18 protein-coding genes are annotated in these 14,561 nt (G+C 70.4%); 12 read left to right on the top strand and 6 right to left on the bottom strand.

The window, feature by feature from the left end; genetic code table 11:
• The gene (locus ACV530_RS24040) at window positions 1-195 is read right to left on the bottom strand and encodes a DUF6381 family protein (RefSeq protein WP_494334705.1); all 195 of its coding nucleotides are present in this window, start codon (window positions 193-195) and stop codon (window positions 1-3) included.
• A 223-nt stretch (window positions 196-418) separates the two neighbouring features.
• Between ACV530_RS24040 and ACV530_RS24035 the strand changes: the two genes are divergently transcribed.
• The 5 genes from ACV530_RS24035 to ACV530_RS24015 all read left to right on the top strand — a co-directional run bounded on the left by ACV530_RS24035 (window position 419) and on the right by ACV530_RS24015 (window position 3,334).
• Complete coding sequence (locus tag ACV530_RS24035) at window positions 419-700, top strand: hypothetical protein (protein WP_494334704.1); 282 nt, start codon at window positions 419-421, stop codon at window positions 698-700.
• Window positions 654-1,163, top strand: coding sequence for a DUF6879 family protein (locus ACV530_RS24030; RefSeq protein ID WP_494334703.1), 510 nt, complete (start codon window positions 654-656; stop codon window positions 1,161-1,163). The genes ACV530_RS24035 and ACV530_RS24030 overlap by 47 nt, the downstream gene beginning before the upstream one ends.
• Before the next feature lie 24 nt (window positions 1,164-1,187).
• Window positions 1,188-2,036 carry a Scr1 family TA system antitoxin-like transcriptional regulator gene (locus ACV530_RS24025; RefSeq protein WP_494334702.1) on the top strand — a complete coding sequence of 283 codons (849 nt, stop codon included), beginning with the start codon at window positions 1,188-1,190 and terminating at the stop codon, window positions 2,034-2,036.
• 99 nt (window positions 2,037-2,135) lie between these two features.
• The gene (locus ACV530_RS24020; RefSeq protein WP_494334701.1) at window positions 2,136-2,372 is read left to right on the top strand and encodes a DUF7848 domain-containing protein; all 237 of its coding nucleotides are present in this window, start codon (window positions 2,136-2,138) and stop codon (window positions 2,370-2,372) included.
• Window positions 2,373-2,911: 539 nt separating this feature from the next.
• Window positions 2,912-3,334 (top strand): recombinase family protein, encoded by a 423-nt coding sequence (locus ACV530_RS24015; protein WP_494334700.1) that lies wholly within the window; start codon window positions 2,912-2,914, stop codon window positions 3,332-3,334.
• On the opposite strand, the gene ACV530_RS24010 is transcribed toward ACV530_RS24015, so the two are convergent.
• Window positions 3,331-3,702 (bottom strand): hypothetical protein, encoded by a 372-nt coding sequence (locus ACV530_RS24010; protein ID WP_494334699.1) that lies wholly within the window; start codon window positions 3,700-3,702, stop codon window positions 3,331-3,333. The genes ACV530_RS24015 and ACV530_RS24010 overlap by 4 nt on opposite strands.
• 76 nt (window positions 3,703-3,778) lie before the next feature.
• Between ACV530_RS24010 and ACV530_RS24005 the strand changes: the two genes are divergently transcribed.
• Window positions 3,779-4,525 (top strand): TrmH family RNA methyltransferase, encoded by a 747-nt coding sequence (locus ACV530_RS24005; protein WP_494334698.1) that lies wholly within the window; start codon window positions 3,779-3,781, stop codon window positions 4,523-4,525.
• Here the strand turns inward: ACV530_RS24005 and ACV530_RS24000 are convergent.
• Together ACV530_RS24000 and ACV530_RS23995 are read right to left on the bottom strand one after the other, a co-directional pair.
• Complete coding sequence (locus ACV530_RS24000) at window positions 4,522-4,968, bottom strand: MarR family transcriptional regulator (protein WP_494334697.1); 447 nt, start codon at window positions 4,966-4,968, stop codon at window positions 4,522-4,524. The two genes, ACV530_RS24005 and ACV530_RS24000, sit on opposite strands and share 4 nt — an antisense overlap.
• A gap of 59 nt (window positions 4,969-5,027) precedes the next feature.
• Entirely contained in the window at window positions 5,028-5,654 is a 627-nt protein-coding gene (locus ACV530_RS23995) for a TetR/AcrR family transcriptional regulator (protein WP_494334696.1), read from the bottom strand.
• Between the two features lie 114 nt (window positions 5,655-5,768).
• On the opposite strand from ACV530_RS23995, the gene ACV530_RS23990 reads away from it, so the two are divergent.
• Window positions 5,769-6,437: a hypothetical protein gene (locus tag ACV530_RS23990; RefSeq protein WP_494334695.1), complete on the top strand. Its 669-nt coding sequence runs from the start codon at window positions 5,769-5,771 to the stop codon at window positions 6,435-6,437.
• A 28-nt stretch (window positions 6,438-6,465) separates the two neighbouring features.
• On the opposite strand, the gene paaN is transcribed toward ACV530_RS23990, so the two are convergent.
• Window positions 6,466-8,142, bottom strand: a complete 1,677-nt coding sequence (gene paaN, locus ACV530_RS23985; RefSeq protein WP_494334694.1) for a phenylacetic acid degradation protein PaaN — start codon at window positions 8,140-8,142, stop codon at window positions 6,466-6,468.
• Window positions 8,143-8,283: 141 nt separating this feature from the next.
• Here paaN and ACV530_RS23980 point away from each other — a divergent pair, with 141 nt between their 5' ends.
• Both ACV530_RS23980 and ACV530_RS23975 read left to right on the top strand, forming a co-directional pair.
• Window positions 8,284-9,828: a 3-hydroxyacyl-CoA dehydrogenase gene (locus tag ACV530_RS23980; protein ID WP_494334693.1), complete on the top strand. Its 1,545-nt coding sequence runs from the start codon at window positions 8,284-8,286 to the stop codon at window positions 9,826-9,828.
• Window positions 9,825-10,427, top strand: a complete 603-nt coding sequence (locus ACV530_RS23975; protein WP_494334692.1) for a TetR/AcrR family transcriptional regulator — start codon at window positions 9,825-9,827, stop codon at window positions 10,425-10,427. Before ACV530_RS23980 ends, ACV530_RS23975 begins: the two co-directional genes overlap by 4 nt.
• Here ACV530_RS23975 and ACV530_RS23970 read toward each other — a convergent pair.
• Window positions 10,424-10,912: an Lrp/AsnC family transcriptional regulator gene (locus ACV530_RS23970; RefSeq protein ID WP_494334691.1), complete on the bottom strand. Its 489-nt coding sequence runs from the start codon at window positions 10,910-10,912 to the stop codon at window positions 10,424-10,426. The two genes, ACV530_RS23975 and ACV530_RS23970, sit on opposite strands and share 4 nt — an antisense overlap.
• Window positions 10,913-11,097: 185 nt before the next feature.
• Between ACV530_RS23970 and pdhA the strand changes: the two genes are divergently transcribed.
• From pdhA to ACV530_RS23955, 3 genes are read left to right on the top strand one after another with little or no spacing between them, the layout of a single operon-like run.
• A complete protein-coding gene (gene pdhA, locus ACV530_RS23965; RefSeq protein ID WP_494334690.1) occupies window positions 11,098-12,231 on the top strand; it encodes a pyruvate dehydrogenase (acetyl-transferring) E1 component subunit alpha in 1,134 nt (377 codons plus the stop codon).
• A complete protein-coding gene (locus tag ACV530_RS23960) occupies window positions 12,228-13,247 on the top strand; it encodes an alpha-ketoacid dehydrogenase subunit beta (protein WP_494334689.1) in 1,020 nt (339 codons plus the stop codon). Before pdhA ends, ACV530_RS23960 begins: the two co-directional genes overlap by 4 nt.
• Window positions 13,247-14,449, top strand: a complete 1,203-nt coding sequence (locus ACV530_RS23955) for a dihydrolipoamide acetyltransferase family protein (protein WP_494334688.1) — start codon at window positions 13,247-13,249, stop codon at window positions 14,447-14,449. The genes ACV530_RS23960 and ACV530_RS23955 overlap by 1 nt, the downstream gene beginning before the upstream one ends.
• Window positions 14,450-14,561 lie beyond the last annotated feature (112 nt).

Genomic DNA, 14,561 nt, shown 5'->3' with positions numbered 1-14,561 from the left:
TTACATCGGCTTCGGCCGGCCCCGCGTGCCCTCCGCCTTGCTCTTGCTGGTGCCGTGCTCCCGCAGCTGCCGGGCACGCTCCTGAAGGCGTTCGCGTTCGCGAGGGTCCTCGGTCTGCTTGGCCCGCTCGTCCAGTTGCCGGGCCTTGTCGCGGATCTGCTGGGCCTTCTGGGAGATCTCGTCGGCGTTGCCCATGGTCACTCCTGGTGCTGGTGATGGGACTTTGCGCCAGCTAAACACGGGTCCGGCGGCCCCGCACGCCCACAGCATCCATCGTGGGGCGATGGGGGTGCGTCAGGGATGACAACGCACCTACGCCCACCCGAATGCGCCGTGTTCCAGACGCCCTTGACGGCCCGACAATGCACGGGAAAGGCTGGCGCAAGAACCCGCAACCGGCTCGGCACGGGAGGGCACGATGGATCTACAGTTCGTCGGCATAGACCCGGACACGCCCAATGGCGGATCGCCCACGGTGTGGCTCGAAGAGGATAAGCGCGAGATCGTCATCCAGGGATGGATCCCTGACCTGGAGATGTACGCCAAGATCAGTGAAACCGAGTGGGTGCCGGGCCACCCCACTGGGGTGCCTGACCACGAGGCTGTGGTGCGCATCCCCGTCCGGATGATCCCGACCTTGAGGAAGGCGTGCGATGACGCAGAGCGTGCCGGACTTTACCGCCCTGCTGAGGAGCGCTGAGCACTCGGCAGCTCACCTGGAAATGCGGGACTCCTACATGGACGACCCGGTGTTCGCTGCCTGGCGCGAGGGGCGTTCCGCCGAACTGCCCGAGGAGTACCGCGTGTGGTTCGACCTGGTGAAAGAGACTGTGGGCCGGGGCGTCGCCATGCGCCGCGCCCGTATCGTCTCGGAGCCGGTCACCGACTACATCCGGTGGGAGCACGCCATCACCGAGCAGCACAACCTCGCGGCAGGTGAACAGGTTCGCTGGTTGCCGCGTCGGCTTGCATCGGACATCGCATTGCCCGGAAACGATCTCTGGCTGATCGATGACCGACTGGTCCTCTTCCACTGGTTCACGGGTGACGGTGAGTGGGCCGGGCACGAGTTCAACCAGGATGCGGGCACGGTACAGATGGTCAGCACCGCCTTCGCGACCGTGTGGGAGCGCGCTGTCCCGCACGACCAGTACACCCTCTGAGTAACCACACCCGGCAGTCAACCTATGTCATTGTCCCCGTCCTCCAGCGTTGTTGAAGCACGCAAGGCCCTCGCATACCGCCTTGCCGAGATCCGCAAGGACGCCGGCTTCACAGGGGACCAGTTGTCTGCCAGGTGTGGGTGGCACCCTGCCAAGACCAGCCGTATCCAGAGCGCAAAGTCCGCCCCTTCCGAAGCCGACATCAAGGTCTGGTGCACCGCCTGCGAGGCCCAGGACCAGATCCCTGACTTGATCGCTGCCGCCCGCGCAGTGCAGTCGATGTACACCGAGTGGCGCCGGATGGAGCACAACGGGCTGCGAGCTGCGCAGGAGTCCGTTGCTGCCCTCTATCAACGGACAAGTCTGTTCCGGGTCTACGCAAGCCGAGTCATGCCGGGGATGGTGCAGACCCGGGAGTACACCGCCGCTGTTCTTCGTACGATCCAGCGTGAGCGCGTCGCCATCGATGATGTCGAAGAGGCTGTCGACGCTCGCATGGAGCGGCAACGGATGCTGTTCTCCGGTCGGCACCGCTTTGGACTGCTGATCGAGGAGTACGCACTGCGCGCCGCAGTGTGCGACACGGAAACGTTGGCGGGTCAGCTCGGATATCTGCTTGCCGTCAGTGCCCGGCCGTTCGTCAGCCTCGGCGTCATACCCATGGGATGCGACCGTCCCCACCTGCCAGTTGAAGACTTCTACATGTTCGACGAGGCCGAAGTCGCGGTCGAGCTGACCTCCGGCTACCTTCGGATCACCCAGCCCCGCGAGATCGCCGACTACATCAGGACGTTCACTTCCCTGGCGAACATGGCCGTTCACGGTTCGCGGGCACGTGCTCTGATCACGGCGGCAATCGACGCTCTCGGGTGAGATCCCGCAATCAGTCGCAAGTTCGTTGAGGAGGCTCGCTCGCCGTCCCTACTGTCAATGAGGCCGTCAGGCAGCCAACTCCGGTGAATGGTGGGGTAAATGAGCACGCATACCGTGATCCGCTACGCGGACTGGATGATCGGCCCGGACACTGCCCCCGAGGCACCAGCGATCATCCACGAGATGCAGTGCACGACGTGCGGTGCGTCGTCCCCGGCGGACGAGGACTTCGAGGCCGTACGGAGCTGGGCCTTCCGGCACGTCGGTCGTGCCCCGTCGCACACGGGGTACCGGGAGATCGTCCACCGGTTCTGGCGTGCCACGTTGGTGAGGTGAGCGGTGCTGGATCCGCCGATGGTGGGGGCGGCTACGGTGGGCGGTTTACGTGGCGGGTGCTTGGCCGTCTGCGCGCATCGTCGTTGTGCACGTCGAAAAGCGGCTTCCTGCGGTGGGTGGGGGGGGGGCTTGTCACGCCTCAACAGCCCCAGGTTTCGCTCCTGTTGCCGCCGTGGAGGGTTACTGGCGAGTCGGGTACGGGTTTCCGCCCGAAAACTGCCCTCAGAGGTGCGGAAACCCGTACCCGACTCGCCGTTCGGCATCCGGAGCCACCACGCCCCCGCACTCGGCAACGGGCATCGGCCGCGCCCCCTCCCCCGCCCGTAGCCCGCCGCTGTGCGCCGGAGGCGCGAGACGAGACCCGAACCCGCCCGAGCACCATGCCGCCCCACGAAGCACCTGCGTGCGCGCCTGCCGGACAGAGATCGCCGCATCATTGTGAATTCCGGATCGGGGGACATCGCGACGAACCGCTCACCACCGCGCCCGACGCGCGCCACACTGCTGGCGTCAGGCCAGTCCTGGGGAGGAGCGCGCCGATGTCCACGCTGTCATACGGGTGTTGCTACACGGATGGGCGAGCTTGCCGGCACGGACCTCCGTTCGCCACCGTCTACGTGTCCGGCGGTACGGAGCACGAGTTGCGGCGGCAGGCCGACCACGCGGCCGCGTACGCCAGGATCCGTGCGTGGAGGGTGACGCGGACCGTGGTCGAGAGCACGCCCCAGCTTCCGTTGGAGGAACGGGAAGGCTGGAAGAGGGTGATGGCGGGCCTGGCCGAGGCGGCGACGGACGTCATCCTCGTCCACAGTCCGGCGACAGTGGGCGTCGACGTGATCAACTTCGAGTTGCTCAAGGCGGATTTCCGCGCGCGGGAGACCGTGCTCACGGCCGTGACCGGCATCCCGGACACGTATCCCAACCCGCGGCGCGGGAAGGGACACGGCTCAGGCGTGGGCTAGCAACTGGCCGATTTGGTGATGCGCACCGCGTCGAGCTGGCCGCTCGAGACGGCGAAGGTTCCCTTCGGGGGGATGCACGTGGTGTAGCCGCCGACCCACCTGATGACCGCTGTGTTGTGGGCACGGGCGTTCACCACGGTGAGCGGGGCCTTCGGCTTGGACGGCAGGGGCTGCCAGTGCTTCGTGATGTCCTTGAACTGGCCGATCACGCGGTCTTTCTTGATGAAGCACACGTAGGGGGACGAACACTTCGCCTTGGCCACCGACACCGGCTCGGCGGCGCCGGCGGTCATGGCCGAGCCCATGAGAAGCGCGCCTGTCATGGTCAGTGTGGCCACGCCCGTACCGATTCTTCTGGCGGTAGTCATGGGGGGAGGTATACGCCCGGTGCGCATGCACGGGCGAGGTGTGAACAGGTCATCGTGGCGTGGTTAGGCTGAAACCATGACCACGGACGTGACCAGGCAGTGGGGCGAGCTCGCCCCTGGTGCGGTGCTGCTCGACGGCTTTCATGCGCTCAAGCACGCGCTGCGCTTCGGCGCGGATGTGGGGGTTGCCGTCACCAGTGACAAGGCGGCGGCGCTGGCGCTCGCGGACAAGCTGGCCGATGACCTGACGCGGACCCTCGACGGGCTTCTGGTGGAGGTGGACGCGCGGACGCTGCGGGAGCTGGTGCCCAGGGTGCATCCAACAGGGGTGGCGGCACTGGCCGTTCGGCCGGAGCGGGCGGCGAATCTCGAGGCGCTGGCGCGGGCGGGCCGGAAGGCCCCGGTTGTGGTGCTGGACAATCCTCGGAATCTCGGGAACATCGGGGCGGTGGTCAGGCTGGCAGCCGGGTTCGGGGTCAGTGGGGTGATCACCACCGGGGACATCGATCCTTGGCACTCCAACGCCGTGCGGGCCGGGGCCGGGCTGCACTACGCCACCGCCGTGGAGCGGGTGGCCGTGGACGAGCTGCCGGACGGGCCGCTGTTCGCGCTCGACCCGGAAGGGGAGGACATCCGGGCCCTCACCATCCCGGACGATGCCCTGCTCGCGTTCGGGTCGGAACGGCACGGGATTTCACCGGAGGTGAGGGCCAAGGCGGACCGGCTGGTGTCGTTGCCGATGCGGCCCCAGGTGTCCAGCTACAACCTCGCCACGAGTGTGGCGATGGCGTTGTTCCACTGGGGTGGGCCCGGAGAGAGCTAGTTGGTGTTGCGGATCATTTGCTGGAGCACCTTCAGCGTGGTGACGTAGTCCGCGTCGTCGATGCCCTCGTGGATGCGGGCGCGGATCTCCGGGGCGTGCTGCTTGAGGGTCATGCGGGCGTCCTCGCCCGCCTCCGTGATCCACAGCCGTGCCTCGGCGTCGCGCGTGAGCCAGCCGCGTTCCAGCAGGACCTTCGCCTCGGCTTCCAGGTCGTCCTCGGGGCGGATGTAGGTGGCCATGGCCTGCTGGAGTTCGGGGACGGTCATGCCGTGGCCGTCCGGCGAGATGTCGTTCTTCGACAGGTTGCGCAGCAGCCAGAACTGGGGCTGGGTGAAGCCGTGTTCGGCCTGCTGGGCCCGGGTGAAGGCGATGAGGGACTCGTAGGCCATGCGGGTCCAGTACGCGGCCGGTTCCGAGGCGGAGAGGTGCTGGGTCGTCGTCATGGGCAGGACCGTAGGACCTCAAGTCCGGTTGAGATCAAGGCCGGCCGGGCGGGGCCTGGTCAGGAGAGCGCCGCGAAGCCGGTGCAGAGCAGGCGGACGCTCCGCGCGAACTTCTCGTCCTGGCTCAGGCGTGGGATCAACGGGCCCATGACCAGGGGGAACCGCTCGCCCAGTTCGGCGTGGAGCTCGGCGGTGACGGGCGGTGGCGTCGTCGGCTGGTTCTGCTCCTGGAGCACGAAGCCGGTGATGTGGCTGAGCAGGGTGTCGGCGGCGATGCCGCAGTGGTCGGCGGGCAGGCCGGCGTCGAGGAGGGTGCGCAGCAGGCGTTCCATCAGGGAGAGGGCGCCGGTGCTGAGCATGCCGGGGCTCTCGGCGAGGAGTTGGGCGCCGCCGGGGTGCTCTTTGATGCTCAGGCGCAGGGTGGTGGCCTGGGTCTCGATGCGGTCCTGCCAGGCGGCGGTGGGCGGGAGGGCGGTCAGGGCTTCGGTGCCGGCGTCGTACGCCCGGCGGCAGACCCGGTCGGCCATCAGGGCGAGCAACTCGTCCTTGCCGCGCACGTGGTAGTAGAGGCTGCCGGCGTGGGTGTCGAGGCGGTCGGCGACCTGGCGCATGGACAGGTTCTGGTAGCCGACCTCGGCGAAGACGGCCATGCCCGCGTCGACGATGCGCTCCTTGGTGAGCTTCATGCGTCCCACCGTACAACGTTTTCCAACACCGTTCGAAAACTGTGCTAGCTTTGCGCCATCAGGTTTTCCAACGGCGTTGGAAATGGGAAACGCCGCAACCGGGGGGAGGCAGGCATGGGGGCGATCGTCTTCAACGTGACCACGGCCGCGCTGATGGTGATGATGGTCAACTGCGGGCTCGGCGTGGTCGGTCGTGACACCCTGCGCGGGCGGCCGGTCCCATGGGCGGCGGTCGCCCTGACCGGGCTCGCCGTCGGGGGCGTGCTGTTGCAGCTCGTCTGGTCCGGTGCCATGGACGCGCTGGACGCAGACCCCGCCAGGTCCGGGTGGTGGCGCGAGTTCACCTCGGTGTTCATGCAGAACGGCGGCCTCTTCGGCGGCCTGTGGAACCTCGTCACCCTCGCCGCCGTCGCCGCGCTCGCCCAGTGGTACTGGGGCGGCACGCTCACCCTCGGCTTCTTCCTCGCCGGCATCCTGCTGCCCGGCCGGATCGACTCCCTGCTCGGTTTCGGCGGCGACGCCGGCACCGACCCGCGCAACTTCGCCGGCAGCTCCGGCGCCACCTATTTCCTCGGCGCCACCCTGGCCCTCGCCTTCCTCACCCGCACCCGTCTCCCCAAGGAGCTCGCCCTGGCGGCCGGTGTCCCGGTGCTGGGTCTCGCGATGTGGTTCGCCCAGGAGAACGGCCACGGGCTGGTGTCCGTCTACGGGTTCGCCCTCGCGGCGGTGGCGTGGGCGGTCCGCCGCCGGGTCGCCGCCGGAACGCCGCGGCAGGCGGGCTGACCCGCGGCGTTCCACCGGCGATGCAGCCCTACACCGGCCTGCGGACCTCGATCGCCCGGAAGCGGTTGGCGACGAAGGCGCTGTCGCACAGGGCCGCGTTCGCGGCCGGGTTGCCGCCCGAGCCGTGGTAGTCGGAGAAGGCGGCGGTCTGGTTGACGTAGACACCGCCGGTGAGGTTGAGGGAGAGCTGGGCGCACTCCTCCAGGCAGGCGTCCTCGATCAGGCGCTCGGCCTCGGCCGAGGTGGTGTACGCGCCGACCGTCATCGCGCCCTTCTCGCGCACCGTGCGCCGCAGCAACTCCACCGCCGCCTCCGTCGAGTCGACGGCGACCGCGAAGGAGACCGGGCCGAAGCACTCCGAGAAGTACGCCGCCTCGGCGTCCGGCTTGGCACCGTCGAGCTTGACGATCACAGGGGTGCGGACCGTGGCGCCGGGGAAGTCGGGGTTCGTCAACGTGCGGGAGGCCAGGGCCACTTCGCCGAAGCGGGGGGCCGCGTCGACGCGCTCGCGGACCTGGGGGTTGACGATGGCGCCGAGCAGCGCGTGGGCGCGGGCGTCGTCGCCGAGGAGCTTGTCGACCGCCGTGGCGATGTCGGCGGTGACCTCGTCGTAGGACTTGTGCCCGGCGTCCGTGGCGATGCCGTCGCGCGGGATGAGCAGGTTCTGCGGGGTGGTGCACATCTGGCCGCTGTACAGGGACAGTGAGAAGGCCAGGTTGCCCAGCATGCCCTTGTAGTCGGACGTCGAGTCGATGACGACCGTGTTGACGCCGGCCTTCTCCGTGTAGACCTGCGCCTGGCGGGCGTTGGCCTCCAGCCAGTCGCCGAACGCCGTGGAGCCGGTGTAGTCGATGATGCGGATCTCCGGCCGTACGGCCAGGGTCTTGGCGATGCCCTCGCCGTCCCGCTCGGCGGCCAGCGCGACCAGGTCGGGGGAGAAGCCCGTCTCGCTCAGGACCTCGCGGGCGGCGCGGACCGTGAGGGCGAGCGGGAGGACCGCGCGCGGGTGCGGCTTGACCAGGACGGCGTTGCCGGTGGCGAGGGAGGCGAACAGGCCGGGGTAGCCGTTCCAGGTGGGGAAGGTGTTGCAGCCGATGACGAGCGCGATGCCGCGCGGCACGGCGGTGAACTCCTTGGCCAGCTCGAGGGGTTCGCGCTTGCCCTGCGGCTTGCTCCAGGAGGCGCCGAGCTCGACGGCGTTCTGGTGGGCGTAGGCGTACGTGACGGCCTCGAGGCCGCGGTCCTGGGCGTGCGGCCCGCCGGCCTGGAAGGCCATCATGAACGCCTGCCCGCTGGTGTGCATGACCGCCTGCGCGAACTCGGGCGTACGCGCGTTGATGCGGGCGAGGATCTCCAGACAGACCAGGGCGCGGGCCCGGGGGCCCGCCTCGCGCCACTGCCGCATCCCGGCGCGCATGGCGGGGAGCAGGACGTCGAGGTCGGGGTGCGGGTAGGTGATGCCCAGCTCCGGCCCGTACGGGGAGACCTCGGAGCCCGCCCAGCCGTCCGTGCCGGGCTGGTCGAGCTCGAAGCGCTTGCCCTTGAGGGCCTCGAAGGCCGCCTGGCCCTCGGCGGGGTCCCCGTACGGCTTCGGGTGCTCGGGGTACGGGGACCAGTAGGCCCGGGTGCGGATGGTCTCGAGGGCCTTGTCGAGAGTGGCCGTGTGCTTCTCGGCCAACGTGTCGATGGTGAGTCCGACGGTCACGTCTGACCAACTCCTCGGCGAGCTGGGTGCGGATGTGGATGCGTGCGGTGGAACTGTCCCGGAGCTACATTAACCGAACGATCGGTCGGGACAAGGGGGCCCGGCACTTCAGTGCACGACTCATCGGGGAGGATCACGGACATGACCGCAATCGAGCCGGCAATCGAGCTCGCTATCGGGCCGGACCGCGTCGTCGCCGTCGTCGGCAGCGGCACCATGGGCCAGGGCATCGCCCAGGTCGCCCTGACCGCGGGGCATCCGGTGCGGCTGTACGACGCCGTGCCCGGGCGGGCCGGGGAGGCGGTACGGGCGATCGAGGCCCGTCTCGGCCGCCTCGTGGCCAAGGGCAGGCTCGAAGCCGGCGCCCGCGACGCCGCCGTGTCCCGGCTGGAGGCGGTGGCGGATCTCGCCGCGCTCGCCGGTTCGGCCCTCGTCATCGAGGCGATTGTCGAGCAACTCGACGTCAAGCAGAAGCTGTTCGCGGAGCTGGAATCGGTCGTGGCCGAGGACTGCCTGCTCGCGACCAACACCTCGTCCCTGTCGGTGACCTCCGTCGCCGGTGCGCTGCGCGTGCCCGGCCGGGCGGTCGGGCTGCACTTCTTCAACCCCGCCCCGCTGCTGCCGCTGGTGGAGGTAGTCGCCGGGCACGCCACCGGTCCGGCCGCCGCCGACCGCGCCCGGGCGACCGTCGCCGCCTGGGGCAAGACGCCGGTGCGCTGCGCGGACACCCCGGGGTTCATCGTCAACCGCATCGCCCGGCCGTTCTACGCCGAGGCGTTCCGCGTCCTCGAGGAGCGCGGCGCCGATCCGGCCACCATCGACGCGGTGCTGCGCGAGAGCGGCGGCTTCGCGATGGGACCCTTCGAGCTGACCGACCTCATCGGCCAGGACGTGAACGAGGCGGTCACCCGTTCGGTCTACGAGGCGTTCAGCCACGACCGGAAGTTCACGCCCTCCCTCGCCCAGCGCCGCCTGGTGGAGGCCGGGCTGCTGGGGCGGAAGTCCGGGCGTGGCTGGTACGACCACTCCGCTGTGGGCGCCGCCGCCGTACGGCCGGAGCCGCACACGGCGGAGCCGTGCAAGGCGCCCGGCGAGGTCGTCCTGCGCGGGACGCTGCCCGGTCCGGCGGCCGTCCTGCCGGAGCTGATCGAGGCGGCGGGGATCGGCCTGTCCCGTACTCCCGGCCCCGGGGGCGCGGGGTACCTCGAGCTCCCCGGCGGGGCCCGGCTCGCGCTCGCCGACGGGGCGATGGCCGCGGAGCCGGCCGTCCGCTTCGACCTGGCCCTCGACTACCGCACCTGCGCCCGCGTCGCCCTGGCCGCCTCCGCGACCGCCTCCCCGGCGGACGTACGGGCGGCCACCGGCCTGTTCCAGGCGCTCGGCAAGCGGGTCAGCGTGATCGACGACGTCCCCGGCATGATCGTCGCGAGGACGGTCGCGATGCTCGTGGACTTCGCGGAGGACGCCGTCGGCCGGGGCGTCGCGAGCCCCGCGGACATCGACACCGCCATGCGGCTGGGCGTCAACTACCCGTGCGGGCCGCTGGAATGGGGCCGGGAGCTGGGGGCCGCGTGGGTGTGCCGCGTCCTCGCCGCCATGGAGTCCGAATACCCGGGCGGTCGCTACGCACCGTCCCTGTCACTGCGCCGCCGTGCGGCCGCCGAGGAGGGCCTGCTTCAATCATGACCATGGCCAAGCGCGACACCTACACGCCCGAATCGCTGCTCGCGGTCGCCGTGGAGGTGTTCAACGAGCGGGGCTACGACGGCACCTCGATGGAGCACCTCTCCAAGGCCGCCGGAATCTCCAAGTCCTCGATCTACCACCACGTCAAGGGCAAGGAGGAGCTGCTGCGGCTGGCGATAAACCGCGCGCTGGACGGGCTCTTCGCCGTGCTCGAGGAGAGGCGGGCCCGCGAGGGGCGGGCCGTCGAGCGGCTCGAGTACGTCACCCGGCGCGAGGTCGAGGTGCTCATGGCCGAACTGCCGTATGTGACGCTGCTGCTGCGCGTGCGGGGCAACACGGACACCGAGCGGTGGGCCATGGAACGGCGCCGCGAGTTCGACCACCGGGTCGCCGCCCTGCTGAAGGAGGCCGTCGCCGAGGGCGACCTCCGCGCGGACGTGGACGTACGGCTCGTCACCCGGCTGCTGTTCGGGATGGTCAACTCGATCGTGGAGTGGTACCGGCCGGAACGGGGCGGTGCGGCGACGAGCCACGAGGTGGCGGACGCGGTGGTCCAGACGGCCTTCGCCGGGCTCCGCGCGCAGCATCGACAGGGCTAGAGATTCTCCTCGAGGTCCTGCTCCTCGAAGACCAGCAGCGTGCGCGTGCTGAGCACTTCCTCTATGGCCTGGATGCGGGTCAGCACCAGCTCGCGCAGGGCGCGGTTGTCCCTGGTGTGGACGAGCAGCAGGACGTCGAAGTCCCCGCTCACCAGGGCGATATGGGCAGCTCCCGGCAGCTCCCGGAGCTTCTCGCGGACCGTGCGCCAGGAGTTCTGGACGATCTTCAGGGTGATGTACGCGGACGCGCCCTGACCCGCCCGCTCCTGGTCGATGCGCGCGCCGAAACCGCGGATGACCCCGTCGTCGATGAGGCGGTTGATGCGCGCGTACGCATTGGCCCGTGACACGTGCACCCGCTCCGCGACGGAGCGGATGGACGCGCGTCCGTCGCTCTGCAGCATGTGCAGGATCGAGCGGTCTATCTCGTCGAGCGGCCGTGCCGGTGCTCTGCATCCGGTTTTGGCCATCTGTTCGTCCGGCATACCGCCATGCCTCCCCTTCATGGACGTGCTGTCCATATCTCACGGTGCGGCGAGCCGTTTGTCCACAGGCGGAGGCCGCCTGTAGCCAAACTGCGTCGACGACCGAACAATCGGTAGGGAGAGCGCAGGGCGCTTTCCGGTCAAGCTCGTCCTCATAGCTCGTCCTCACAAGGAGGTGGCTGGCAATGACGGTCCTGGAGCAGCCCGGCTCGTACCGGCCCATCCCGCCCCCCGCCTGGCAGCCCCGCACCGACCCCGCGCCGCTGCTGCCGGACGCCGAGCCGTACCGGCTGCTGGGCACGGATGCCGCGGACGCGCTGGATCCGGCGCTGCTGCGGCTGCTGTACGGCCACCTGGTGCGCGGCCGGCGCTACAACACGCAGGCCACCGCGCTCACCCGGCAGGGCAGGCTGGCGGTCTACCCCTCGTCCACCGGGCAGGAGGCGTGCGAGGTCGCCGCCGCGCTGGTGCTGGAGGAGCGGGACTGGCTCTTCCCCAGCTACCGCGACACCCTCGCCGCCGTGGCCCGCGGCATGGACCCCGTAGCGGCCCTCACGCTGCTGCGCGGCGACTGGCACACCGGCTACGACCCGCACGAGCACCGCGTCGCCCCGCTGTGCACCCCGCTGGCCACCCAGCTCCCGCACGCGGTCGGGCTCGCGCACGCCGCGCAGCTCAAGGGCGACGACGTGGTCGCGCTCGCCATGGTGGGCGACGGCGGCACCAGCGAGGGCGACTTCCACGAGGCGCTCAACTTCGCCGCGGTCTGGCACGCCCCGGTGGTCTTCCTCGTGCAGAACAACGGCTTCGCCATCTCCGTCCCGCTGGCCAAGCAGACGGCCGCGCCGTCGCTCGCCCACAAGGCGGTCGGCTACGGCATGCCCGGCCGGCTGGTCGACGGCAACGACGCGGCGGCCGTGCACGAGGTGCTGGCCGAGGCCGTGCACCGGGCCCGGTCCGGCGGCGGGCCCACGCTGGTGGAGGCCGTGACCTACCGCGTCGAGGCGCACACCAACGCGGACGACGACAAGCGCTACCGCAGCGACGCCGAGGTCACCGCCTGGCGCGCCCACGACCCGTTGGGCTTGCTGGAACGGGAGTTGACGCGCCGCGGGCTGCTCGACGAGGACGGCATCCGCGCGGAGCAGGAGGCCGCGGAGCGGCTCGCCGCCGATCTGCGCGAGCGGATGAACCAGGACCCCGTCCTGGACCCGATGGACCTCTTCACGCACGTCTACGCCGAACAGACCGCCCGCCTGCGCGAGCAGGCGGAGCAGCTGCGTGCCGAGCTGGCGGCCGCGGACCAGGGGGAAGCATGAGCACCACTACGGTCGGGCGCAAGCCCGCCAGCATGGCGCAGGCCCTCAACAGGGCGCTGCACGACGCCATGGCCGACGACCCTGCCGTGCACGTGCTGGGCGAGGACGTCGGCACGCTGGGCGGCGTCTTCCGGGTCACGGACGGGCTGGCCAAGGAGTTCGGCGAGGACCGTTGCGCCGACACCCCGCTGGCCGAGGCGGGCATCCTCGGAACGGCTGTCGGCATGGCCATGTACGGGCTGCGGCCTGTCGTGGAGATGCAGTTCGACGCCTTCGCGTACCCGGCTCTCGAGCAGCTCATCAGCCACGTCTCGCGGATGCGCAACCGTACGCGCGGCACGGTGCCGATGCCGATCACCGTACGGGTGCCGTACGGCGGCGGGATCGGCGGCGTCGAGCACCACAGCGACTCCTCCGAGGCGCTCTACATCGCCACCCCCGGGCTGCACGTGGTCACCCCGGCGACCGTCGCCGACGCGTACGGGCTGCTGCGGGCCGCGATCGCCTCCGACGACCCGGTGATCTTCCTGGAGCCGAAGCGGCTGTACTGGGCCAAGGCCGACTGGTCGCCCGAGCACCCGGAGCCCGTGCCGGGCATCGGTACGGCGGTGGTCCGGCGACCGGGCAGCTCGGCGACGCTGGTGACGTACGGGCCGTCCCTGCCGGTGTGCCTCGAGGCCGCCGAGGCGGGTGCGGCGGAGGGCTGGGACCTGGAGGTCGTCGACCTGCGCTCGCTGGTGCCGTTCGACGAGGAGACCGTCTGCGCGTCGGTGCGGCGCACCGGGCGCGCGGTCGTCGTGCACGAGGCGACCGGATTCGGCGGTCCGGGCGGGGAGTTGGCTGCCCGGATCGGCGAACGCTGCTTCCATCATCTGGAGGCGCCGGTGCTGCGGGTCACGGGATTCGACATCCCGTATCCGCCGCCGATGCTGGAGAAGCACCATCTGCCCGGCGTGGACCGGGTGTTGGACGCGGTCGCACGGCTGCAGTGGGAGTCGGAGTGGAGGGCGCGCTGATGGCTGTCGTACGCGAATTCACGCTGCCGGATCTGGGGGAAGGGCTCACGGAGGCCACGGTGGTGCGGTGGCTGGTGTCCGTGGGGGATGTGGTCGCCGTCGACCAGCCGGTGGTGGAGGTGGAGACGGCGAAGGCGATGGTGGATGTGCCGTGCCCGTACGGGGGTGTGGTCACCGCGCGGTTCGGGGAGGAGGGGGCGGAACTGCCGGTGGGCGCGCCGCTGTTGACGGTGGCGGACGCGGAAACTTCCGCGGAGACTGCTGCGGGGGGCTCGGGGAACGTTTTGGTGGGCTACGGCACGCAGGCGCCTGCGGCGCGGCGGGCCCGGGTGCGGGTGGGGGCGCCGCCGCCTCCGGTGTCCGCTGCCGGTGGCTCTGTCGCGGTGATATCCCCGCTCGTACGGCGCATCGCGCGGGAGCGCGGCGTGGACCTGCGGCAGGTGCGGGGCAGCGGGCCGGACGGGCTGATCATGCGGGCGGATGTGGAGAAGGCGTCCGCGCCGGTGGCGCCGGAGGGTACGCGTGTGCCGCTGCGCGGGGTGCTGGGGGCGGCCGCGGAGAAGTTCAGCCGCAGTCGGCGTGAGATCCCCGATGCGACGTGCTGGGTGGATGCGGATGCGACGGAGCTGCTTGCCGCGCGGGAGGCGATGAACGCCTCCGGGCGGGAGAAGGTCTCGTTGCTCGCGCTGCTCGCGCGGATCTGTACGGCGGCGCTCGCCGAGTTCCCGGAGCTGAACGCGACGGTCGATGCGGAGGCACAGGAGATCGTGCGGTTGCCGCACGTGCATCTGGGCTTCGCCGCGCAGACCGGGCGGGGGCTGGTCGTGCCCGTCGTGCGCGACGCGCACGCGCGCACGGTGGCCGGCCTGTCGACGGAGATCGCCCGCCTCACGGAGTCCGCCCGCGAGGGCCGGCTCACCCCGGCGGAGCTGACGGGTGGCACGTTCACCCTCAACAACTACGGCGTCTTCGGCGTCGACGGCTCCACGCCGATCATCAACCACCCGGAGGCGGCGATGCTGGGGGTGGGCCGGATCGTCCCCAAACCGTGGGTGTGGGGTGGGGAGTTGGCGGTGCGGAGTGTGGTGCAGTTGTCGCTGACGTTCGACCATCGGGTGTGTGATGGGGGGACGGCGGGGGGATTCCTGCGGTTTGTAGCTGACTGTGTGGAGCGGCCGGTGGTGTTGTTGCGGTCGGTGTGAGGTTCGCCCCGGCCCCGCCCTTTCACCGTTTCCTCCGGGGGCGAAGCCCCCGGGCCCCCGGGCCCGCGGGCCCGGGATCCCCCGGTGTGTTTCCTGGGGTTACCCCCCTTAG

The organism is Streptomyces sp. SX-6 (genome assembly GCF_059089585.1).
This window is presented reverse-complemented; position numbering and strand designations above follow the sequence as displayed.

Coding starts and splice junctions, on each gene's coding strand:
- ACV530_RS23995 (WP_494334696.1), bottom strand. CDS start 5,654: ATGAAGCTCACCAAGGAGCGCATCGTCGACGCGGGCATGGCCGTCTTC.
- ACV530_RS24000 (WP_494334697.1), bottom strand. CDS start 4,968: ATGACGACGACCCAGCACCTCTCCGCCTCGGAACCGGCCGCGTACTGG.
- pdhA (WP_494334690.1), top strand. CDS start 11,098: ATGACGGTCCTGGAGCAGCCCGGCTCGTACCGGCCCATCCCGCCCCCC.
- ACV530_RS24040 (WP_494334705.1), bottom strand. CDS start 195: ATGGGCAACGCCGACGAGATCTCCCAGAAGGCCCAGCAGATCCGCGAC.
- ACV530_RS24005 (WP_494334698.1), top strand. CDS start 3,779: ATGACCACGGACGTGACCAGGCAGTGGGGCGAGCTCGCCCCTGGTGCG.
- ACV530_RS24010 (WP_494334699.1), bottom strand. CDS start 3,702: ATGACTACCGCCAGAAGAATCGGTACGGGCGTGGCCACACTGACCATG.
- ACV530_RS24020 (WP_494334701.1), top strand. CDS start 2,136: ATGAGCACGCATACCGTGATCCGCTACGCGGACTGGATGATCGGCCCG.
- ACV530_RS23970 (WP_494334691.1), bottom strand. CDS start 10,912: ATGCCGGACGAACAGATGGCCAAAACCGGATGCAGAGCACCGGCACGG.
- ACV530_RS24015 (WP_494334700.1), top strand. CDS start 2,912: ATGTCCACGCTGTCATACGGGTGTTGCTACACGGATGGGCGAGCTTGC.
- ACV530_RS24035 (WP_494334704.1), top strand. CDS start 419: ATGGATCTACAGTTCGTCGGCATAGACCCGGACACGCCCAATGGCGGA.
- ACV530_RS23960 (WP_494334689.1), top strand. CDS start 12,228: ATGAGCACCACTACGGTCGGGCGCAAGCCCGCCAGCATGGCGCAGGCC.
- ACV530_RS23975 (WP_494334692.1), top strand. CDS start 9,825: ATGACCATGGCCAAGCGCGACACCTACACGCCCGAATCGCTGCTCGCG.
- ACV530_RS24025 (WP_494334702.1), top strand. CDS start 1,188: ATGTCATTGTCCCCGTCCTCCAGCGTTGTTGAAGCACGCAAGGCCCTC.
- ACV530_RS24030 (WP_494334703.1), top strand. CDS start 654: ATGACGCAGAGCGTGCCGGACTTTACCGCCCTGCTGAGGAGCGCTGAG.
- ACV530_RS23990 (WP_494334695.1), top strand. CDS start 5,769: ATGGGGGCGATCGTCTTCAACGTGACCACGGCCGCGCTGATGGTGATG.
- ACV530_RS23955 (WP_494334688.1), top strand. CDS start 13,247: ATGGCTGTCGTACGCGAATTCACGCTGCCGGATCTGGGGGAAGGGCTC.
- ACV530_RS23980 (WP_494334693.1), top strand. CDS start 8,284: ATGACCGCAATCGAGCCGGCAATCGAGCTCGCTATCGGGCCGGACCGC.